Origin of the sequence: Pantoea sp. VS1 (assembly GCF_002207995.1) — a bacterium.
Lineage (GTDB): Bacteria > Pseudomonadota > Gammaproteobacteria > Enterobacterales > Enterobacteriaceae > Pantoea > Pantoea dispersa.
On record NZ_NHZE01000066.1, the window covers coordinates 1 to 21,941 of the forward strand.

Annotated in this window: 16 protein-coding genes and 1 riboswitch; of the genes, 3 read left to right on the top strand and 13 right to left on the bottom strand. The window is 59.9% G+C overall.

Going from position 1 to position 21,941, the window contains the following annotated elements; translation table 11 throughout:
• Window positions 1-266: 266 nt before the first annotated feature.
• From apaH to lptD, 6 genes are read right to left on the bottom strand one after another with little or no spacing between them, the layout of a single operon-like run.
• Entirely contained in the window at window positions 267-1,136 is an 870-nt protein-coding gene (gene apaH / locus CBW22_RS22415) for a bis(5'-nucleosyl)-tetraphosphatase (symmetrical) ApaH (protein ID WP_088517912.1), read from the bottom strand.
• A gap of 52 nt (window positions 1,137-1,188) precedes the next feature.
• Window positions 1,189-1,566 carry a Co2+/Mg2+ efflux protein ApaG gene (gene apaG, locus CBW22_RS22420; RefSeq protein WP_021507588.1) on the bottom strand — a complete coding sequence of 126 codons (378 nt, stop codon included), beginning with the start codon at window positions 1,564-1,566 and terminating at the stop codon, window positions 1,189-1,191.
• A gap of 4 nt (window positions 1,567-1,570) precedes the next feature.
• On the bottom strand, window positions 1,571-2,395 hold the full coding sequence (rsmA, locus tag CBW22_RS22425) for a 16S rRNA (adenine(1518)-N(6)/adenine(1519)-N(6))-dimethyltransferase RsmA (RefSeq protein WP_021507587.1): 825 nt from the start codon (window positions 2,393-2,395) through the stop codon (window positions 1,571-1,573).
• Entirely contained in the window at window positions 2,388-3,380 is a 993-nt protein-coding gene (gene pdxA, locus CBW22_RS22430) for a 4-hydroxythreonine-4-phosphate dehydrogenase PdxA (RefSeq protein ID WP_088517918.1), read from the bottom strand. Before pdxA ends, rsmA begins: the two co-directional genes overlap by 8 nt.
• A complete protein-coding gene (surA, locus tag CBW22_RS22435; protein WP_031279707.1) occupies window positions 3,370-4,665 on the bottom strand; it encodes a peptidylprolyl isomerase SurA in 1,296 nt (431 codons plus the stop codon). The genes pdxA and surA overlap by 11 nt, the downstream gene beginning before the upstream one ends.
• A 54-nt stretch (window positions 4,666-4,719) precedes the next feature.
• Window positions 4,720-7,092: an LPS assembly protein LptD gene (gene lptD / locus CBW22_RS22440; protein WP_230857095.1), complete on the bottom strand. Its 2,373-nt coding sequence runs from the start codon at window positions 7,090-7,092 to the stop codon at window positions 4,720-4,722.
• Between the two features lie 182 nt (window positions 7,093-7,274).
• Between lptD and djlA the strand changes: the two genes are divergently transcribed.
• On the top strand, window positions 7,275-8,087 hold the full coding sequence (djlA, locus tag CBW22_RS22445) for a co-chaperone DjlA (RefSeq protein WP_021312869.1): 813 nt from the start codon (window positions 7,275-7,277) through the stop codon (window positions 8,085-8,087).
• Window positions 8,088-8,101: 14 nt separating this feature from the next.
• On the opposite strand, the gene rluA is transcribed toward djlA, so the two are convergent.
• The 3 genes from rluA to polB all read right to left on the bottom strand — a co-directional run bounded on the left by rluA (window position 8,102) and on the right by polB (window position 14,201).
• Window positions 8,102-8,761, bottom strand: a complete 660-nt coding sequence (gene rluA / locus CBW22_RS22450; RefSeq protein ID WP_021507583.1) for a bifunctional tRNA pseudouridine(32) synthase/23S rRNA pseudouridine(746) synthase RluA — start codon at window positions 8,759-8,761, stop codon at window positions 8,102-8,104.
• Between the two features lie 21 nt (window positions 8,762-8,782).
• On the bottom strand, window positions 8,783-11,689 hold the full coding sequence (rapA, locus tag CBW22_RS22455; RefSeq protein ID WP_088517913.1) for an RNA polymerase-associated protein RapA: 2,907 nt from the start codon (window positions 11,687-11,689) through the stop codon (window positions 8,783-8,785).
• 151 nt (window positions 11,690-11,840) lie between these two features.
• Entirely contained in the window at window positions 11,841-14,201 is a 2,361-nt protein-coding gene (gene polB, locus CBW22_RS22460) for a DNA polymerase II (protein WP_088517914.1), read from the bottom strand.
• Between the two features lie 169 nt (window positions 14,202-14,370).
• Between polB and CBW22_RS22465 the strand changes: the two genes are divergently transcribed.
• Entirely contained in the window at window positions 14,371-15,135 is a 765-nt protein-coding gene (locus tag CBW22_RS22465; RefSeq protein ID WP_021507580.1) for a DedA family protein, read from the top strand.
• Here CBW22_RS22465 and thiQ read toward each other — a convergent pair.
• The 4 genes from thiQ to sgrR all read right to left on the bottom strand — a co-directional run bounded on the left by thiQ (window position 15,132) and on the right by sgrR (window position 20,261).
• On the bottom strand, window positions 15,132-15,833 hold the full coding sequence (gene thiQ, locus CBW22_RS22470) for a thiamine ABC transporter ATP-binding protein ThiQ (protein ID WP_058774834.1): 702 nt from the start codon (window positions 15,831-15,833) through the stop codon (window positions 15,132-15,134). The two genes, CBW22_RS22465 and thiQ, sit on opposite strands and share 4 nt — an antisense overlap.
• Window positions 15,817-17,427: a thiamine/thiamine pyrophosphate ABC transporter permease ThiP gene (gene thiP / locus CBW22_RS22475; RefSeq protein ID WP_088517915.1), complete on the bottom strand. Its 1,611-nt coding sequence runs from the start codon at window positions 17,425-17,427 to the stop codon at window positions 15,817-15,819. The genes thiQ and thiP overlap by 17 nt, the downstream gene beginning before the upstream one ends.
• Window positions 17,403-18,389: a thiamine ABC transporter substrate binding subunit gene (gene thiB / locus CBW22_RS22480; protein WP_088517916.1), complete on the bottom strand. Its 987-nt coding sequence runs from the start codon at window positions 18,387-18,389 to the stop codon at window positions 17,403-17,405. Before thiB ends, thiP begins: the two co-directional genes overlap by 25 nt.
• 46 nt (window positions 18,390-18,435) lie before the next feature.
• Window positions 18,436-18,529: riboswitch (TPP riboswitch) on the bottom strand.
• Window positions 18,530-18,599: 70 nt separating this feature from the next.
• On the bottom strand, window positions 18,600-20,261 hold the full coding sequence (gene sgrR, locus CBW22_RS22485; RefSeq protein WP_088517917.1) for an HTH-type transcriptional regulator SgrR: 1,662 nt from the start codon (window positions 20,259-20,261) through the stop codon (window positions 18,600-18,602).
• 253 nt (window positions 20,262-20,514) lie between these two features.
• On the opposite strand from sgrR, the gene CBW22_RS22490 reads away from it, so the two are divergent.
• Window positions 20,515-21,696, top strand: a complete 1,182-nt coding sequence (locus CBW22_RS22490; RefSeq protein WP_021507575.1) for an MFS transporter — start codon at window positions 20,515-20,517, stop codon at window positions 21,694-21,696.
• Window positions 21,697-21,941: the final 245 nt, after the last annotated feature.

The window sequence follows — 21,941 nt, forward strand, 5'->3', positions numbered from 1 at the left end:
ACAGGCTCATCCTTGCGTATTATGACCGGGCAGAAAAGCGTATTATCCGAATCGACTGACCACAAAAAGTGTTACCTGTGTGCCCGGTCTGATCTGTTACCCATGTGCCCGGTCGTACCTAAATGCGCACCCTACAACGACAGGGATTATGACGCGATAAACCCGTGCGATATCAGGTTGATGGCTGTCACGGTACAGATGGTCGCTGTAGGGTCGCCATTTATGGTGACCAAAAAAAGCCCCGCTAACATCGCGGGGCTTTTTGTTTACTGCATATCGCTCAGGGGGGAGGACGCATTCATCGCGCTTTCCGCCATGGCCTGGTCACGGTTCGAGACCTGGGTGTAATACTGGCCACTCTCCCAGTGCAGCAGGGTCAGCGTTCCGCCCCAGCAGCAGCCGGTGTCGAGCCCGATCACATGCTCTGGCGTGCCTTTTCCTTCCAGCGAAGCCCAGTGACCAAAGATTTGCGTATAATCGCTGCTGATTTTGCCGGGCACCTGGAACCACGGTTTCAGCGGCGGCGGCGCTGAGGCGGGCGCCTCTTTGCAAATCATGTCGAGCTGACCATTGGGGAAACAGAATCGCATGCGCGTCAGCGCATTGGTGCTGAAACGCAGGCGCGCCAGTCCGCTCAGTTCCGGTGTCCAGTTGTTCGGCATGTCGCCATACATGGCATCGAGAAACAGCGGATAGCTGTCGCTGGATAAGACCGCCTCAACTTCGCGCGCGCACTGCTGTGCCGTCTCCAGATCCCACTGCGGCGTAATGCCAGCATGCGCCATCAGCAGCTTTTTCTCTTCATCCACCTGCAGCAGCGGCTGGCGACGCAGCCAGTTAATCAGCTCGTCGGCATCGTCCGCTTCCAGCAGGGGCGTCAGGCGATCCTTGGGCTTGTTACGGCTGATACCGGCATACACTGCCAGCAAATGCAGGTCATGGTTGCCCAGCACTATGCGCACACAGTCTCCGAGCGACCTGACGTAGCGCAGTACCTCAAGCGAACCCGGACCGCGCGCCACCAGGTCGCCGGTCAGCCATAGCTCGTCCTGCTGCGCATCGAAATTGACCTGCGCCAGCAGCGCACGTAATTCGTCATAACAGCCGTGAATATCGCCAATCAGGTATGTACTCATTAAGTCAGTCCGATGAAAACGCGCCGCCCGGACTGGCCGGGCGGAGGAGGAATTAGTGAATGTGGGTTTGCACCGCGAGGCGGAACACCGGAATCTCCACGTGGAAGGTCTCGCCCTCTTCGTCGATCATCACATAGTGTCCCTGCATGGTGCCCATCGGCGTTTCCAGAACCGCACCGCTGGTGTACTGAAACTCATTGCCGGGCGCGATATGCGGCTGCTCACCGACCACGCCTTCACCCTGCACTTCGGTCTCGCGCCCGTTGCCATTGGTGATCAGCCAGTAGCGGCTGCGCAGCTGCACGCTGTTGCGCCCGAGATTACGAATAGTGATGGTGTAGGCGAACACGTAGCGATCCTCATCGGGAGAGGATTGCGATTCCACATACTGACTCAGTACCTGAACACAAACGCGGGCCAGTTCACTCATGCACTCAGTTCTCCGCAGATTCAGCCTGATGATTGCCCAGCCAGTTTGCCAGCTGGCAATACTGCGCCACGGTGACATTTTCTGCCCGCAGCGAGGCGTCGATGTTGAGTTCATCCAGCGCACCGGCCGTGAACAGGTGTCCCAGGCTGTTACGCAGGGTTTTGCGTCGCTGACCAAACGCTTCGGTGGTGATACGGCTCAGTAAACGCACATCGCTGACCGGATACGGTGGCTGGGTAAAGGGCACCAGACGCACAACCGCCGAATCCACTTTCGGTGGCGGGGTGAACGATTGTGGTGGCACTTCCAGCACCGGAATCACCTGACAATAATATTGCGCCATCACGCTGAGACGCCCGTAAGCCTTGCTGCCCGGGCCGGCCACCAGACGGTTAACCACCTCTTTCTGCAGCATGAAGTGCATATCTTTAATCGAACCAGTATAGCTGAAAAGGTGGAACATCAGCGGCGTCGAGATGTTGTACGGCAGGTTGCCGAACACGCGCAGCGGCTGACCCTGCTCCTTTGACAGCGCGGAGAAGTCGAAGGTCATCGCATCCTGCTGATAAATCGTCAGCTTAGGACCGAGGAACGGGTGCGTCTGCAAACGCGCGGCAAGGTCGCGGTCCAGCTCGACGACAGTCAGCGCATCAAGACGCTCGCCCACCGGCTCGGTTAACGCACCCAGCCCTGGGCCAATCTCCACCATGGCTTCACCCTTTTGCGGATGAATAGCGGAGACGATGCTGTCGATAATGTACTGATCGTTCAGGAAGTTCTGCCCGAAACGTTTACGGGCGTAGTGCCCCTGATGGACGCGATTATTCATTACTGCTCTTGATCATAGTGATGGCGAGGTTAAGCGCCGTAATAAAGCTGCCCGGCTCTGCGCTGCCCAGACCGGCGAGTTCCAGCGCGGTGCCGTGGTCAACAGAGGTACGGATAAATGGCAGGCCGAGGGTGATATTCACCGCGCGACCAAATCCCTGAAATTTTAGCACCGGCAGGCCCTGGTCGTGATACATCGCCAGCACCGCATCAGCGTGCTGCAGATATTTCGGCTGAAACAGTGTATCCGCCGGTAACGGACCGGTGAGCTGCAGGCCCTGCTGGCGCAGTTCGTCGAGCGCCGGAATGATGGTATCGATCTCTTCCCGGCCCATGTGACCGCTTTCGCCAGCATGCGGGTTGAGCCCGCAGACAAAGATATGCGGCTGCGGAATGCCAAACTTACGCTGCAAATCCTGATGCAGGATGGTGATCACTTCATGCAGGCTGTCACGGGTGATGGCGTCTGCGACATCTTTCAGCGGCAGATGCGTGGTGGCCAGCGCCACGCGCAACGCTTCGGTCGCCAGCATCATCACCACGCGATCGCCACCGGCGCGCTCAGCAAAGAACTCGGTGTGACCGGTGAAGGGAATGCCGGCGTCATTGATCACGCCTTTGTGTACCGGACCGGTCACCAGCGCGGCAAACTCGCCGCTGAGGCAGCCGTCGCAGGCGCGGGCCAGCGTCTCCAGTACGTAATGACCGTTGGCGACCGTCAGTTCGCCAGCAGTCACCGGCTGCGCCGTCGCGATGGGCAGCAGCGTCAGCGTACCGGCCTGCTGCGGCTGTGGTGCCACGCCGGGCTGATAGTCACGCAGCGTCAGCGGCAAACCCAGTTGAGCCGCGCGCTGGCGCAGCACGTCGCCGTCTGCGCACACCACCAGCTCAACCGGCCAGTCATGCTGAGCCAGCGCAACGGCGAGATCGGGACCAATCCCGGCGGGTTCGCCGGGCGTGATCGCCACACGATAATTACTGACCATTGCCATCCAGAATCTTCACGTAAGCACTGGCGCGCTGTTCCTGCATCCAGGTTTGCGCTTCTTCGGCAAACTTACGGTTGAACAGCAGACGGTACGCGCGCTCTTTCTGCGCGGCATCGGTTTTATCCACCTGACGGGTATCCAGCAGCTGAATCAGGTGCCAGCCGAAGGAGGAGTGGACTGGCGCACTGACCTGGCCTTTCTGCAGCTTCAGCAACGCATCACGGAACGCCGGATCGTAGATTTCCGGTGACGCCCAGCCAAGGTCGCCGCCCTGGTTCGCTGAACCCGGATCGTCGGAGAACTGTTTCGCGGCAGCGGCGAAGGTGGTTTTGCCACTCTTGATGTCTGCGGCGATCTGTTCAATCTTCTGACGTGCCTGATCGTCGGTAAGGATCGGTGACGGCTTCAGCAGAATGTGGCGGGCATGCACTTCGGTGACCGAAATGTTTTTGCTCTCACCGCGCAGGTCGTTCACTTTCAGGATATGGAAGCCAACGCCGGAGCGGATTGGGCCGACGATGTCGCCTTTCTTCGCGCTGCTCAGCGCCTGCGAGAACAGCGTTGGCAGCTCTTCAATTTTGCCCCAGCCCATGTTGCCGCCTTTCAGCGCCTGCGGATCGGCAGAGTAGGTCACGGCCAGTTTACCGAAATCGGCACCGCCTTTCAGTTCACCCACCAGCTGACGCGCCAGCGCTTCCTGGTCATCAACCTGCTGCTGAGTTGGATTTTCCGGCAGCGGCAGCAGAATCTGACTGATGTTAAGTTCGGTGCCCTGGGTATTCTGCGAGCCGATCTGCTTAGCCAGCGTATCCACTTCCTGCGGCAGAATGGTGACGCGACGGCGCACTTCATTGTTACGCACTTCAGAGATCAGCATCTCTTTGCGGATCTGCGCGCGATAATCGTTGTAGTTCATCCCGTCATAGGCCAGACGGCTGCGCAGCTGATCAACGCTCATGCGGTTCTGCGCGGCGATGTTCTGGATCGCCTGATCCAGTTGCTGATCGCTCACCTGCAGACCGGCTTTTTCGCCCATCTGCAGAATGATGGCGTCCATGACCTGGCGTTCAAGGATCTGATGACGCAGGGTTTTGTCATCCGGCAGCTGCTGACCAGCCTGCTGCGCCTGTGACTTCACCGTGCGCAGCATGTTGTCTACGTCACTTTCCAGCACCACGCCGTTGTTCACGACTGCGGCAACTTTATCGACCATCTGTGGGGCTGCGAACGCAGTGTTAGCGGTGATCGCCACACCAAGAATCAGCATTCTCCAGTTCTTCATACTTTATCCATTGTTGTTTCCGCACTGCGGGATAGCCTGTCAAATATCACAACATCAGAAAGCGCGCTGATAAGGGATGATGCCCTGACGCAGCATTTCATTGGTGCCTAAGCCATAGTTAGAACTCAGACCACGCAGCTCAATGTTGAATGAGATTTGGTTGTCATACTTGCTGTCGTTGTTTTCCCAACCGTTGATCTTGCGTTCGTAACCCAGACGAATGGCGTAGCAGCAGGAGCTGTACTGCAGACCGACTAGCTGCTCGGCCGGACGGCTGTTGCGGGTGTCATAGTAGTAACCACCCACCAGCGACCAGGCATCGGCAATCGGCCAGCTGGCCGTGGCGCCCACCTGCGAGATACCGTTTTTGTAGATCGGGTTAGTGACATAGCTGGGGTTATTCAACGCCTGCGCCACATACTCCGGGCTACTGTAGCGATAGCTCAACTGCACCATACGGTCGGCATCACGACGGTATTCCACAATGGCATTGCCCTGGGAAACGTTGTCCAGCCGCGTATCGTATTGCAGGCCACCGCGTACGCCCCAGCGATCGCTGACTTTCCAGTAAGTATCACCCGCCCACACCAGGCTACCGGTATCATCTTCTTTATTCGTCTGGTTTACGCCGGTACGAGACGGGGTAAACGAGTAGATTTGACCCACGGAAACGTTAAAACGTTCAACCAGATCGTTATCATAAATACGCGTGGTCACGCCGGTCGCCACTTCGTTTGACGAAGCGATACGATCGAGGCCGCTGTAGGTGCGATCGCGGAACAGGCCGGTGTAGTCGGTCTGCAGCAGCGTGGAGTCGTACGGATAGATGTTGCTCTGGTTGCGGTACGGGATATACAGGTACTGCACGCGCGGTTCCAGCGTCTGGGTGTAGCCTTCGGCCCAGTCCATATTGCGGTCAAATACCAGGCGACCATCTACCTTGAACTGTGGCAGGGTGCGGTTGACCGACTCTTTCAGCTGATTGGTGCGGGTGGTATCGATATTTTCGTTGTAGTAATTAACGTTATCCTGCTGGTAATGCGTCGCCAGCAGCTTTGCCTCGGTATCCAGGCTGGCCCAGCCGTTGGACAGCGGCAGGTTGAGCGTTGGCTCGATGTGCAAACGCGTCGCTTCCGGCATTCGGTTACTGACGTTAGTGAACTTCACGGCCTGCGCATAGATGCGACCGTCAAACGGCCCGATATCGTTCTGGTACAGATTGACATCCAGCTGCGGCATCGCCCGGTACACGTTCTGGCTGCTGGTATTACCAAACACCTGGAAGTCTTTGCTGGACAGCGTCGCATCCCAGTTGGTGTCAGCGTAGCCTACGCTGAATTTCTGCGTGGCGTAGCCGTCAGTCGAGCTGTAGTACTTCGAATCCAGGTCGTTGAAGTAATAAGGATCGCTGACTTTGGTGTAGTCCGCGTTGAAGCGCCAGTGCTGATCGTAGACGCCGGAGTGACGCCAGTAGAACAGCCAGCGGTCGTCGTTGCTGTCGTTCTGCACCGACGGTCGCGCGGCTTTATCTTTGTTGTACTGATTGTCAGACGGCAGATAGTCCAGCTCTAACAGGCCGGCACCAAACTGCGTCAGGTAGCGGAACTCGTTCTGCAACTGCAGACCGCGCTTGCTCATGTAGTGCGGCGTAATAGTGGCATCGGCCTGAGGCGCGATGTTCCAGTAGTACGGCAGCATGAATTCGAAGCCGTTGTTGCTGCCGTATTTCGCGTTGGGGATCAGGAAGCCGGAGCGGCGGCGGTCGCCAATCGGCAGTTGCAGATACGGGCTGTAAAACACCGGCACGTTGCCGAGCTTGAAGCGCGCATTCCAGATCTCCGCCACTTCTTCTTCACGGTCCTGAATCACTTCCGAACCGACCACGCTCCAGCTATTGGAACCCGGCAGACAGGAGGTAAAGCTGCCGTTTTCCAGAATGGTATAGCGGTTATTACCGCGCAGTTTCATCTGGTCAGCATCACCGCGACCCTGACGGCCGACCATCTGATAATTACCGTTCCACACGTTGGTGTCTTTGGTGTTCAGATTGGACCAGGCTTTCGGACCTTTCAGGATGACCTGGTTGTCGTCATAGTGCACATTACCCAGCGCATCGACGGTACGCACCGGCGTCGTTTGTCCGTCCTGCTGACGCTGATGCAGCTGCATCTCGTCGGCAACCAGACGGCTGTTCCCCTGCTGCACATCAACATTACCGGTGAACACCGCGTCGTTCGGATAGTTCCCTTTTGCTGAGTCAGAGTTGATGGTTACCGGCAGCGAATTCGCGTCGCCACTGACCAGCGGACGGTTGTAGCTCGGCACGCCCAGCATACACTGCGACATCAGATCGTCGGCCAGTGCATGCTGACTATAAAGCGCTGCACCAATCATGGTAGCCAGCAGGGTAGGTATACGTTTTTTCATACGCGGTTTCGATAATTCCATGAAAACTGGCATCATGCCGACAATCCGGACAGAGACTAACGTACCGCCCGGCGTTGCGCCAGTGTTAATCCTGCTCTGCCTGCGTTGCCGTTAGGCGCGGAGATAAATGACAGGTATGATAATGCAATTTTCAGCCGCAAGCATGGCGAATTGAGGAGTTTATGCGCTACTGGGGAAAAGTTATTGGTCTGGCTCTCGGCTTACTTTCCGGAGCAGGCTTTTGGGGCATCGTACTGGGTCTGATCATTGGTCATCTGTTTGACAAAGTGCGCAGCGTAAAAGGACAGGGCTACTTCGCCAATAATCAGGCGCGTCAGACGCTGTTCTTCAGCACCACGTTCCAGGTGATGGGCCATCTGACCAAGTCAAAAGGGCGCGTCACCGAAGCGGATATCCAGATTGCCTCTTTATTTATGGATCGCATGCAGCTGCATGGCGAGGCGCGTACCGCGGCGCAGCGTGCGTTTCGTGAGGGTAAGCAGAGCGAATATCCGTTACGTAATAAACTGCGCGAGCTGCGCAGCGCCTGCTTTGGCCGTTTCGATCTGATTCGGATGTTTCTGGAAATTCAAATCCAGGCGGCGTTTGCTGATGGTTCGCTGCATCCCAACGAGCGTCAGGTGCTATACGTCATCGCGGAAGAGCTGGGGATTTCCCGCGCGCAGTTCGACCAGTTCCTGCGCATGATGGAGGGCGGTCAGCAGTTTGGTGGCGGTTCGTCGTATGGCGGCGGCGCTTATCAGCAGGCGAAACGTGGCCCTACGCTGGAAGATGCCTGCAGCGTGCTGGGGGTGAAAAGCAGCGACGACAGCACCACCATCAAGCGCGCTTACCGCAAGCTGATGGCCGAGCACCATCCGGATAAGCTGGTGGCGAAAGGTCTGCCGCCGGAGATGATGGAGATGGCGAAGCAGAAAGCGCAGGAGATTCAGGCCGCGTACGACCTGATTCGCAAAGAGAAGGGCTTTAAATAAGGGGCTGCGGCCCCTTAAAAATCGGCCGGCTGGCGAAACGTCATGCTGTTGCCAAACGCCGGATGGGTAATGGTCAGCGATTCGGCGTGCAGCTGCAGGCGTGGCGCCATGGCTAACGCCTCGGGATGGGCATAGAAGCGATCGCCGAGAATCGGATGCCCCAGCGCCAGCAGATGCACGCGCAGCTGGTGGGAACGGCCGGTGATCGGCTTCAGCTGCACCCGCGCGCTGTTATCGGCGTCATACGCCAGCACCTGATACTCCGTCTGCGCCGGCTTACCCAGCTCCACACTCACCATCTGCTTCGGCCGGTTAGGCCAGTCGCAAATCAGCGGCAGATCGATCATACCCTGTTCCGCCGCCGGATGTCCCCAGACGCGCGCCACGTACTGCTTCGCGGGCTCGCGCTCGCGAAACTGCCGCTTCAGCTCGCGCTCGGCCGCCTTGGTCAGCGCCACCACAATCACACCGCTGGTGGCCATATCGAGCCGGTGCACCGACTCCGCCTGCGGAAAATCACGCTGGATGCGCGTCATCACGCTGTCCTTGTGCTCCTCAAGGCGGCCAGGCACCGACAGCAAACCGCTCGGCTTGTTAACCACCATGATGTGCTCGTCCTGATACAGAATATGCAGCCAGGGGTCGAGCGGCGGATTGTAGGGTTCCATCAGCATGATTGGGCGCGGCCTCAGCGATTATTGGTGTGTCACAACGATCAGACGCAGCGCATCCAGCCGCCAGCCGGCTTCACCGAGGCTGGCCAGCACCTGCTCGCGGTTGCTCTCCAGCGCATCAACCTCATCATCACGGATGTTGGGGTTGACCGCTTTCAGCGCTTCGAGGCGCGACAGCTCGGCGCTCAGCTTCTCATCGGCTTCGGCTTTGGCCGCCGCAATCAGCGCCTGCGCTTCCGGTACGATGACTTTTTCCGCCTGCGTCAGGATTTGATGCACATCCTGCTGCACCGCGTTCACCAGCTTGCTGCCGGTATGGCGATTGACTGCGTTGAGCTGACGGTTAAAGCTTTCGAATTCCACCTTGCCGGCGAGGTTATTTCCGGCGCGATCCATCAGCAGGCGGACCGGCGTGGGCGGCAGGAAGCGGGTAAGCTGCAGGTGCTTCGGCGCCTGTGCTTCGACCACATAGATCATCTCTACCAGCAGCGTGCCGACCGGCAGCGCCTTGTTCTTCAGCAGCGACAGCGCACAGCTGCCGGTATCGCCGGAGAGAATCAGGTCGAGACCGTTGCGAATCAGCGGATGTTCCCAGGTAATGAACTGGGTATCTTCGCGTGACAGCGCCTGGTTACGGTTAAAGGTTACGGTGCAGCCATCTTCCGGCAGGCCGGGGAAATCCGGCACCAGCATGTGGTCAGACGGCGTCAGGACGATCAGGTTATCGCTGCGATCTTCCTGGTTGATGCCGACGATATCAAACAGGTTGAGCGCAAAGTTCACCAGCTCGGTGTCGTTATCCTGCTCGCCGATGGCATCGGCCAGCGCCTGCGCGGCTTCGCCGCCGTTCGAGTTCAGCTCCAGCAGACGGTCGCGCCCCTGCTCCAGCTGCGCCTTCAGCGTGTCATGCTGTTTGCGGCTCTGGGCGATGAAGTCGTCCAGCCCCTGCGGGTTGTCCGGCGCGGCCAGATACTCAATCAGCTGCGGGTAGGCGCTGTCGTAGATGGTGCGGCCGGTCGGGCAGGTGTGCTCAAACGCGTCCAGCCCTTCATGGTACCAGCGCAGCAGCACTGCCTGGGCGGTTTTCTCCAGCCACGGCACCAGAATCTGGATGTCATGCAGCTGGCCGATACGATCGAGACGGCCGATACGCTGCTCGAGCAGATCCGGGTTAAACGGTAAATCGAACATCACCAGCCGGCTGGCGAACTGGAAGTTACGCCCTTCCGAGCCGATCTCCGAACACAGCAGCACCTGGGCGCCATCTTCCTGCGAAGCGAAGAAGGCGGCCGCGCGGTCGCGTTCGATAATCGATAGCCCTTCATGGAACACCGCGGCGCGGATGCCTTCGCGCTCGCGCAGCACCTGCTCCAACTGCAGCGCAGTGGCGGCTTTGGCGCAAATCACCAGCACTTTCTCTTTACGGTTGCTGGTGAGGTAGCCCATCAGCCACTCAACGCGCGGGTCGAAGTTCCACCAGGTGCCGCTGTCGCCTTCAAATTCCTGATAAATCTGCTCGGGATACAGCATGTCGCGCGCGCGCTCTTCCGCCGTTTTGCGCGCCGCCATAATGCCGGAGACTTTAATCGCCGTCTGATACTGCGCCGGCAGCGGCAGGCGAATCTGATGCAGTTCGCGTTTCGGGAAGCCCTTCACGCCGTTACGCGTGTTACGGAACAGCACGCGGCTGGTGCCGTGGCGATCCATCAGCATCGAAATCAGCTCTTTGCGCGCGTCGTCTTTGCCGTCGCGATCGCTGTTCGCCACCTGCAGCAGCGGCTCAATATCCTGCTCACCGACCAGGTCGTTGATCAGGTTCATCTCCTCTTTGCTGATGGCGTGATCGGCCAGCAGCGTACTGACGGCGTCTGCCACCGGGCGATAGTGCTGCTGCTCGGCCACGAACTGCGCGAAATCGTGGAAACGATTCGGGTCCAGCAGACGCAGACGGGCAAAGTGGCTCTCCATGCCGAGCTGTTCCGGCGTCGCGGTCAGCAGCAGCACGCCGGCGGTCTTTTCCGCCAGCTGTTCGATAACCTGATATTCGCGGCTCGGCGCGGCTTCGCTCCACGCCAGATGGTGCGCTTCGTCGACGACCAGCAGATCCCAGTCAGCTTCGGCCAGCAGCTCCAGCCGTTGTTTGTTGCGGCGGACAAAATCCAGCGAGCAGATAATCAGCTGCTCGGTATCAAACGGGTTGTCGCTGTCGTGCTGCGCTTCGGTGTAGCGATCGTCGTCGAACAGGGCAAAGCGCAGGTTGAAGCGGCGCAGCATTTCTACCAGCCACTGGTGCTGCAGGGTTTCCGGCACCACGATCAGCACGCGCTCGGCGCGTCCGGCCAGCAGCTGCTGCTGAATAATCATCCCGGCTTCAATGGTTTTACCGAGGCCGACTTCATCGGCCAACAGCACCCGCGGCGCGTGACGGCGACCGACGTCATGTGCGATGTGCAGCTGGTGCGGAATCAGGTTGGTGCGCATGCCGCGCAGGCCGCTGATCGGCAGGCGATACTGTTCGCTCTGGTATTTGCGTGCGCGGAAGCGCAGGGCAAAGCGATCCATGCGGTCCAGCTGGCCAGCAAACAGGCGATCCTGTGGCTTGCTGAACACCAGTTTGCTGTCGAGCATCACTTCGCGCAGCACCACGTTGCTTTCGTCGGTATCAAGACGCGTGCCGATGTAAGTCACTAAATCGTTTTCGTTGCGGACTTCATCAACCTGCATCTGCCAGCCTTCGTGGCTGGTGACGGTATCACCCGGATTAAAAATCACGCGGGTGACCGGAGAATCATTACGGGCATAGAGGCGGTTTTCGCCGGTGGCGGGAAACATCAGTGTGACCATGCGCGTATCCAGCGCCACGACTGTCCCCAGTCCCAGCTCACTTTCCGTATCACTAATCCAGCGTTGACCCAGTGTAAAAACCATATATTTTTTGCTCGATTCTCTAAAAGATAGAAAGACGTTCGCCTGCTCTCAGACAATACCCCACCGCCAGACAGTTATCTGGTCAGCTGGTGCACGCGGTGAGAATCAGGAAGGGCGCTATGGTACTGGATGGCAGGGCATTCGTCACCTGTCAAAAAAGCCCCAGTTGCCCGGTGATCAGTGTAGCAAAGTCATCGCCGACAAACGGTAAAATCCCTTCGGCGATCGGCTGCAGCTGCTTGCTGACGTAGTGATCGTAATCCAGCGGCGTGCTGCGCGCTTCCAGCGGCTCCGGCCCGGCGGTGGCCATGACGTAGCGGATCGATCCGCCGTTCTGATACTGCAGCGGACGCTGCAGTTTACGGTTATGTTCATCGGCGAGGCGCGCGGCACGCACGTGGGGCGGCACGTTGCGTTCGTAATCTTTCAGCGGCCGGCGCAGGCGCTTTTTATACACCAGCAGATCGTCCAGTTCGCCGGCCAGCAGCTGTGCCACGGTGTCGCGAATGTAGTCCTGCCAGGGTTCACCGCGGAAGATGCGGCCATACAGCGTCTGCTGGAACTGCTGCGCCAGCGGCGTCCAGTCGGTGCGCACCGATTCCAGCCCCTTAAACACCAGCCGTTCGTCGCCGTCGCGGCGAATCAGTCCGGCGTAGCGCTTTTTACTGCCCTGTTCGGCGCCGCGAATGGTTGGCATCAGGAAGCGGCTGAAGTGGGTTTCGTACTCCAGCTCCAGCGCGCTGTCGAGACCGTAAGTCTGCTGCAGATGCTGTTGCCACCAGCGATTCACGTGCCCGGCCAGCCGCTGGCCGATCGCGGCGGCATCGGCTTCGCTGTGGGCGCTTTTCAGCCAGACAAAAGTAGAATCGGTGTCACCGTAAATCACGTCAAAACCTTCGGCTTCAATCAGCTCACGCGTTTGCTGCATGATGGCGTGGCCGCGCAGGGTAATCGACGAAGCGAGGCGCGGATCGAAAAAGCGACAGGCGCTGGTGCCAAGTACGCCATAAAAAGCGTTCATGATGATCTTCAGCGCCTGCGACAGCGGCTGGTTGCCATCGCGTTTGGCGGCCTCGCGCCCCTGCCAGATCTGCCCGACAATCGCCGGTAAACAGTGGGTGCGGCGCGAAAAGCGCGCGTGGCGAAAACCGGGAACCGAATCGGCGTCATCCGGATGCGCCAGGCCTTCGACCAGCCCGACCGGATCGATCAGAAAGGTGCGGATGATCGACGGATAGAGGCTTTTATAATCCAGCACCAGCACCGAATCATACAGTCCGGGGCGCGAATCCATCACGTAGCCGCCAGGGCTGGCTTCCGGTGCCACTTCGCCGAGATTAGGCGCGACAAAGCCGGCGCGGTGCATTCGCGGAATATACAGGTGGCTGAACGCCGCCACCGATCCGCCGTGGCGATCCACCGCCAGGCCATTGACGGTGGCGCGCTCCAGCAAAAACGGCATGATAGCGGTGTGCTGGAAAATACGCGTAACCAGCTCGCAATCCTTCAGGTTGTAGGTGGCCAGCGCCGGTTTGTCGTGGGCAAAGCGCCAGTTGATCTCTTCCATGCGCTGCCACGGATTGTTGATGGCTTTGCCTTCGCCCAGCAGCTCGCGCGACACCGCTTCCAGGCTGAATGAGGCGAAGTCCCAGAACGCCGATTTCAGCGCCTCGATACCGTCAATCACCAGCCGGCCGCTGGCCTGAGCGAAGAACACGCCGGGCTTAAAGCCGTGCTCGCGCCACTCCAGCGGCTGCTGCTGACGGCCAAGACGCAGCGGAATACCGTAGCGGTCGGCATGTTTTTGCAGCACGCGCAGGTCGAACTGCACCACGTTCCAGCCGATGATGACATCGGGATCGTGACGGGCGAACCAGGCGTTAAGCTGCTCCAGCAGCTGTGGCCGGCTGTCGAGGTAAATCAGCTCAAAATCCAGCTGGCTGGCATCACCGTTCGGCGGGCCGAGCATATACACCTGGCGCTGGCCGCAGCCCTCCAGCCCGATGCAGTACAGCTCGCCGTGCTCGGTGGTTTCGATGTCGAGCGACACCCATTTCAGCTGCGGACGGTAATCGGGATGCGGCTTGAGGCGCGCGTTGACGAGGCTGTCGCCGCGCGGCTCGCCGCTGAACCACACCGGTGCCGTGATAAAGCGCTCCATCAGGTAGCGTTCCGGCGGGCGGATATCTGCTTCATACACCGCAATGCCGTTTTCACGCAGGCGTTTTTCGATGCTTTGCAGCTGTCGGTGGCTGCGGCAATAGAGTCCCAGCACCGGTCGGCGCCGAAAATCTTTCAGATCCAGCGGTTGCAGGCGCGTATGGCGCTCGTCGCGAATCAGCGCTTCGGTTTGCGCCTGGAACTCCCGGGGAATAAACGCCACTGACTCCTGCGCAGGCAGCACCAGGCGCTGCGGGCCCTGGTCGGTGGCCAGCCACAGCACCACTTCGCTGCCGGTCGGGGTATCCCGCCAGTGGCGAGTCAGCAAAAATCCTGCGCGCGGTTCGGTCACGTTAACTCCGGAGAATGAATTCATTTCAGTATATCATGGATGTTTATACAGTGTACTGCCGGTGGTGCCGTCGTCTGCGCGGCGCGGGCGTGCGGCAGCGCGGGGAATTGCTTGACGCTGTGGGGCTGTCTCAGGACAATCCAGCCTCTATATTCCGCAGAGGATAGTTATGGAAGCCTGGATCCAACACCTGTTTACGCAATCGCTGGAGTACGCGCTGATTGCCGTGGCGCTGGTGACTTTTCTTGAGTCGCTGGCGTTTGTCGGCCTGCTGCTGCCGGGAACGGTCCTGATGGCCAGCCTCGGCGCGCTGGTGGGCAGCGGACAAATCGGGCTCTATCCGGCGTGGGCCGCCGGGCTGGCCGGCTGTCTGATTGGCGACTGGGTGTCGTACGGCATTGGCTGGAAATTCCAGGGACCGCTGCACCGCTGGAAATACCTGCAAAAATATAAAGGGCTGCTGGATAAAACCGAGCACGCGCTGCATCAGCACAGCATGTTTACCATCCTCGTGGGGCGCTTTGTCGGACCGACGCGTCCGCTGATTCCGCTGGCGGCCGGCATGCTGGAGCTGCCGGTGCGTAAATTCCTGCCGCCGAACATTATCGGCTGCATCCTGTGGCCGCCGGCCTACCTGATGCCGGGCATTCTGGCGGGCGTGGCGATCGACGTGCCGCAGGCGGCGCAGGGCGACAGCTTCAAATGGCTGCTGCTGGCGGTGGCGCTGCTGCTGTGGATCGGCGGCTGGCTGCTGTGGCGCTGGTGGCGCAGTGGCAAAAGCGTCGACTGGGCCACGCCTTATCTGCCACTGGCGCGGCTGCGCTGGCTGGCTCCGCTGATGGCGCTCATCGGTGTGGGTGCCTTTATTGCGCTGCTGTTCCACCCGATGATGCCGATTTTCCTGCAGCTACTGTGGAAAGTGTTCTTCGCTTAACGCGGCTGGACGCCAAGGATGGCGGCCGCCGGGCTTTCACCGCGCAGCAGGCTGGCGGTGCTGCCATCCCAGTACACCCGACCGTCAACAATCACCAGGCTGCGTGACGCAATCTGCTGCGCATCCTCCAGACTGTGCGACACCATCAGCAGCGTGATAGTGCGCGCCTCGCACACCGCGCGCACCAGCTGCAGCATCTCGCTGCGCAGCGCCGGATCGAGTGCCGAAAACGGTTCGTCCAGCAGCAGTACCGGCTGATTGCGCAGCAGGCAGCGCGCCAGTGCCACGCGCTGTCGCTGACCGCCGGAGAGCTGGCCGGGCAGACGCGTCAGCATCGATTCCAGCCCGGTCTGCTCCGCAATCTGCTGTACCTGCTGCTGCTGTTCGCGCGTCAGCTTCAGGCCGGGATGCAGGCCCAGCCCCAGATTTTGCTGCACCGTCAGGTGCGGAAACAGATTGTTCTCCTGAAACAGCATCGATACTGGTCGCGCGGAAGGCACGCTACGGGTGTGGTCGACGCCATCGATCAGCAGGCTGCCCTGACTCACCGGCAGAAAGCCGCCGAGCAGGCTCAGCAGGGTACTTTTGCCCGCGCCGCTCGGGCCGAGAATGGCGAGACGTTCACCGGCCTGTGCGCTAAAGCTGAAGCGCATCGGCAGATGCTGGTAGAGATAAGTAAGGTTATTCAGTGTCAGCATGGCGACCCGGTAATTTTTCCATCAGCGTAAACAGCAGCAGGCATAACAGCAGCAGTAGCAGCGCGGTCACCGCGCCATCGGCACCGCGATAGGCGCCAATCTGCTGGAACAGATAAAACGGCAGGGTGCGGAAATCGGCGCTGCCGAACAGCGCTACCACGCCGAAATCCCCAATCGACAGCACGCAGGCAAAGGCCAGCGCCTGTGCCAGCGGACGTTTCAGCGCCCGCAGTTCAATCAGCCGCAGGCGAGTAAACCCACTGATGCCCAGCGAGGCGCACAGCTGAGCGTAGCGCGCGCTGAGATCGCGCATCGGATTTTCCAGCACTTTCATGGCGTAGGGGATGGCGATCAGCGCGTTGGTGAAGATCACCAGCGCATCGGCACGCTGCGGCAGGCCAACGGTGGCATTGAACAGCAGGAAGAACCCGCTTGCCAGCACGATGCCCGGCATCGCCAGAATCAGCATTCCGCTGAGTTCCATGGCCTGCGCGGCGAAGCGCTGCTGACGCTGGCGCAGTTCGCGACTGCTCCACAGCAGCATCATGGTCAGCAGCACGCACAGCACACCGGCACCGAGTGCGATACGCAGCGACGTCCATGTGGCCTGCCACAGCGCGGGCTGTTGCAGCGCGCCGGCAATGCCGCCGCGTAAGCCGTCGACCAGCACCGCCGCCAGCGGTGGCAGCAGTAACAGTAGCGCCAGCGTAATCAGCAACGTATCCGCGACGCGTGCGCGCCAGGAATCCTGCGGATCGCGCCAGCCGCGCACCGTCTGGCTACCGGCCGGAATCGCTTTACTGAAGCGCTGGCTGAGCAGCACCAGCAGCAAACAGCAGCCGAGCTGCAACAATGCCAGCAGCGCGGCGCGGCCGGGATCGTAATCAAAGCTAAGCGCCTGATAAATGGCCAGCTCCAGCGTGGTGGCCTGCGGACCGCCGCCCAGTGCCAGCACGGTGGCAAAACTGGCGAAGCACAGCATAAAGATCAGCGCCGCCGTTGGCAGTAGCGGACGGCGCAGCCACGGCCACTCCAACAGGCGAAACAGCGACCAGCCGCGCAGACCGAGCTGCGCCGCCAGCTGGCGCTGCTCGCCGGGAATGCTCTCCAGCGCCTGCAGCAGCATGCGCGTCGCCAGCGGCAGATTAAAGAACACGTGCGCCAGCAAAATGCCCTGCAGGCCATAGGGCGAGAAGTGATAATCGATACCGACTGTGGTGCACAGCTGCGCCAGCCAGCCGCTGCGCCCGTAGACGCTCAGCAGACCGAATACGGCGACCAGCACCGGCAGCACCAGCGTCATGGCGCACAGGCGCAGCAGCAGGGTGCGGCCGGTAAAACGGCGGCGATAGAGCGCGCGGGCCAGCAGAATGGCCGGCAGCACCGAGAGCAGCGCTGACAGCAGCGCCTGCTCAAAGGAGAACGCCAGCACATGGTGCAGATAGCTATCGCTGAGCAGCGCGCGCCAGTCAGTGGCCGGCGTGGCAAGCAGCAGGGCACCGAGCGCCAGCAGCGCGACCGCACACAATAGCAGTGCGCTAAGCGCTCCGGGCAGCAGCCAGCCGGGCATCAGCGGCTGACGGCGCGCTGCCACGCGCTAATCCACGCCGCGCGATGGTCAGCCACCTCTGTCGGGGTGTATTGCAGCGCATTCGCAGGCACCGGCAACGCCTGATAACCGGCGGGTAAATCGCTTTTGATCACCGGATACATCCAGTTGCCGGTGGGAATGGTGCTCTGAAACGCTGGCGACACCATAAACTGCATGAATTGCTGCGCCAGCTGCGGCTGTTTGCTGCTGGCGAGCTGCGCGCCCACTTCTACCTGCAGATAGTGGCCTTCGCTGAACGGCGCGGCGGCGTAGTTATCCTTTTTTTCTTCAATAATGTGGTAAGCCGGCGAGGTGGTATAGCTCAGCACCAGATCGCTTTCGCCTTTGAGGAACAGACCATAAGCTTCGCTCCAGCCTTTGGTGACGGTCACGGTTTTGCTGGCTAGCTTCTGCCAGGCCGCCGGCGCGTCATCGCCGTACACTTTCTGCATCCACAGCAGCAGACCGAGCCCCGGCGTGCTGGTGCGCGGGTCTTCATAAATCACCCGCCATTTTTCCGGGCTTTCGACCAGCTCCTTCAGGCTGTGCGGCGGATTCTTTAGCTTGTTTTTGTCGTAAACGAACGCGAAGTAGCCGTAATCAAACGGGATAAAAGTGTCATTGTGCCAGCCGTCCGGCAGCTGCAGTGCATGAGTATCCACCGTGCTTTTGCTGAACAGGCCGGTTTTTTCCGCCGCCTGAATCAGGTTATTGTCCAGCCCCAGCACCACGTCGGCCTTGCTGTTCTTTCCTTCCATACGCAGGCGATTAAGCAGCGATACGCCATCCTCCAGCGCCACATAGTTCAGCTCACAGCCGCACCGGGCCTCAAAGGCTTTTTTCACTGCCGGACCGGGGCCCCAGTCGGCGGCGAACGAGTCGTAGGTATACACGGTGAGGACGGGTTTGGCCGCCAGAGCCGGCGCCGCGATCAGCAGCAACAGGGGCAGAACTTTATTTAACACTTTGCGTTCCTTAAGGAGAAGGTAAGGTTGCGTCGCAAAGGATCTGAGGGCGGAGCATCTCAAATCCCTACGCCGGTACGAGCCGGATCAGGTTCGACGGGTCTCTCTCAGCCAGTTAACCGGCACCCCGTTGAGAACGACATATTCTAGACATTTACAGGACAACGCGAAAGGTTCACCTGCCGGTCGTGTTGTCCGATGCTGCCCTTTTTACAGCTCCGGCGGGGCGAACCAGGCGGACTTGAAGTCAAACCAGCCGAGCGTATTCAGCCGCACGCCACGCATGCTGCGCTGGCCCTCCAGCAGCAGCCAGTGATGAAACAGCGGATGCAGATAGTCGCTGTTTACCAGCTGTTTGCTCCACTCCGCCAGCGGCAGCGCTTTCTCACGCCAGCGCGCGGCGTCGGCCTGCCAGTCGAGCGGGATACAGTGATGCATCAGCGGTAGCTCGTAGAGCTGAGCGAACAGGGCGTAGTCGAGCGGCAGGGTAAAGTTGACGCTGCCCAGCCAGATGTCACTCTCGCCCGCGCCGTCGAACCAGCTTTCGTAGCTCACTTCGCGGGTAATCAGCTCGACGTCCTGCTGCGCCAGCAGCGGCCGCAGCGCATTGGCGATGCCCTCGTGTTCGACGTGGTGGCTATACCAGCTGAGCGTCAGCTGGGTCACGCCGTCGGGCTTGTGGGCTGGGGTGATATCGCGCCGATGGTGCCAGCGCGGCAGCAGGCCATAAGCCGGGAACCAGTAGCGCTGATAGCCGATGCCGGCATGATTGAGCAGCGCGATAGGATTAAGCAGATCGCTCACCCAGCGGCGGAAACCGGCATCGCGCCCGCGTTCAGAGCGCTGATCGAACAGCAGAAAATAGCAGCCCTCTTCAAGGCGACTCTCTTCCGATTTTTCGTCGTCGTTTTCGCCTTCCAGTTTTACACCGGCGTAGACCAGCTCATCGCTGATCTCCGGCAGCACCCAGATCGAGACATCATCAATCAGCGCGCGGTAGCCGAAGTAGTCATCAAACGCGGCGATTTTCAGCTGGGTTTGCTGATTGCGCACCACGCTGTACGGACCGGTGCCAATGGGCTGACGGGCGAAGTGGCGCAGCGTCGGCCACTCACGCGGCAGAATCATGGCGCTGACGCTGGCCAGCAGCCACGGCAGCCAGCAGTCCGGCTGGCTGAGATGGATATCCAGCGTCCACGGCGCCGGCGAGTGCAGCTGGTCGATGTGCGAAAAAAGCGGCTGGCTGCGCACCCGTTCCAGTGAAGCGATGACATCCTCCATCTCCAGCTCGCGACCATGATGAAAGCGGATTGCCGGCCGCAGGAAGAAGCGCCAGTGCAGCGGAGAGGTTTGCTGCCAGTGATGGGCAATGTCGGCGGCGATTTCCCCCTTTTCCTCATTTATACGCGTCAGGCCGCTGAATATCTGTCGCGCCAGATGGGTTTCTGAACGGCGCAGCGGCGAGCCGGGCAGCAGGTTAGGCAGGGGCCGGTAGTAGAGCACGCGCAGAATATGCTTGCCCTGGCGAAAGCTGCGGCCAAGGTGCGCGGCAATCATCTGTCGCACCTGGTTTTTATCGCCCACCAGCTGCACCAGCTGGTCGATGCGATCCTGCTCCAGCAGGTCTTCGGCGCGCTGCTGCTGTAGCGCCAGTCCGGTGTAGCAGAAGCTCAGCAGCGAGCGTTTACCGCGACCGGCTTCAGCCTGCCAGATCAGCCAGCCCGCCGCCTGCATGGCGTTCAGCAGGTTACGCATGTGGCGGCGTGAGCAGTGCAGCAGTTCGGCCAGCTCGCTCAGCGTGGTTTCCTGATCCTGGCCCTGACAGTGTTGCCACAGGCGAATGAACTGCTGTTGCAGACGCGCAGAGGACATAAAAGGGGAACTCCTTCTCGACTTCGCTCAGTTTTTCCTGCCCCATATTAGAGGCATACTGGCGGGTAATGGAAGAGCGGGAGGCATTCAGTAATGAATGGCGCTCTGCCAGCGGTTCCGCCGACGTGGAACCTTTTCTGAGTAGGGTGCAATTTCACCGCCAGCGGAGTTTTTCTCTGCTGGCTTTTTTCGTTTTGCTGTGGAATCTTCTACGCTGTTTTTTCCCGGTCTTTTTCCTCAAAGGGATTTCTGCATGAAATCGCTGTTACCGCGGCCGCGCCGCCTGAATCCGGTTTACCTCTCCTTTATGGCGGTGTCGTTTATGGTCGGCGTGGCGGGGGCGTTACAAGCGCCGACGCTCAGCCTGTTTTTGACGCGCGAGGTGCAGGTGCGGCCGTTCTGGGTCGGCCTGTTCTTTACCATCAATGCCGTCGCCGGGATCGTGATCAGCCTGCTGATGGCGAAGCGTTCGGATAACCGTGGCGATCGCCGTCATCTGATCCTGTTTTGCTGCCTGATGGCGGTGGCCAACGCGCTACTGTTTGCCTTTAACCGTCACTATCTGACGCTTATCACCCTCGGTGTGCTGCTGTCGGCGCTGGCCAGCGTGGCGATTCCGCAGATCTTCGCGCTGGCGCGTGAATATGCCGATCAGTCGGCGCGTGAAGTAGTGATGTTCAGTTCGGTGATGCGCGCCCAGCTGTCGCTGGCGTGGGTGATTGGGCCGCCGCTGTCGTTCGCGCTGGCGCTCAACTACGGCTTCGTCACGCTGTTCTGCGTGGCGGCGGTGATTTTTCTGCTGAGTATGCTGCTGATCTGGCGCACGCTGCCCTCGGTGCCGCGCATCGCCGCCACGCCGGAGCAGGTGCTGATGCAGCTCAGCCCGTGGAAAGACAGCCAGGTGCGGCTGCTGTTTATTGCCTCGGTGGTGATGTGGGCGTGTAATACCATGTATATCATTGATATGCCGCTGTATATCAGCGCAACCCTTGGCCTGCCGGAGAAGCTGGCGGGTCTGCTGATGGGCACCGCCGCCGGGCTGGAGATCCCGATCATGCTGCTGGCCGGCCATTACGCGAAGCGCTACGGCAAGCGCAAGCTGATGTTGCTGGCGCTGGTAGCGGCGATTGTATTTTATCTCGGGCTGGTGCTGTTCCGTTCTCAAACCGCGCTGATGGTGCTGCAGCTGTTTAACGCCGCGTTCATCGGCATCATCGCTGGCATTGGCATGCTGTGGTTTCAGGATTTGATGCCGGGCCGTGCCGGTGCGGCGACCACCATGTTCACTACCTCAATTTCAACCGGGTTGATTATCGCCGGCCTGATTCAGGGGATACTGAGTGAGCGCTTTGGTCATGAGTCGGTGTACTGGCTGGCGTTAGTGATGGCGGTGGTGGCGCTGGTGCTGGCGGCGCGGGTACGGGATGCGCGGTGAGGGCGGTGTGGAGATTGAAGGTCGCCATCAATGGCGACCCTACAGGGCATTGTGCATTTAAGCATCTTTGGTCGCCATCAATGGCGACCAAATTACTGGCGCGTTTGCTGTAGGGTGCGCCTTGCGGTACAAACCGAGCACATGGGTAACACTTTAGACCGGGCACATGGGTAACAGTTATAAACGGCATAGCAGAGGAGACTCACTATGCCCTGGACTGAGACTGTTACCATGCAACGCCTTGA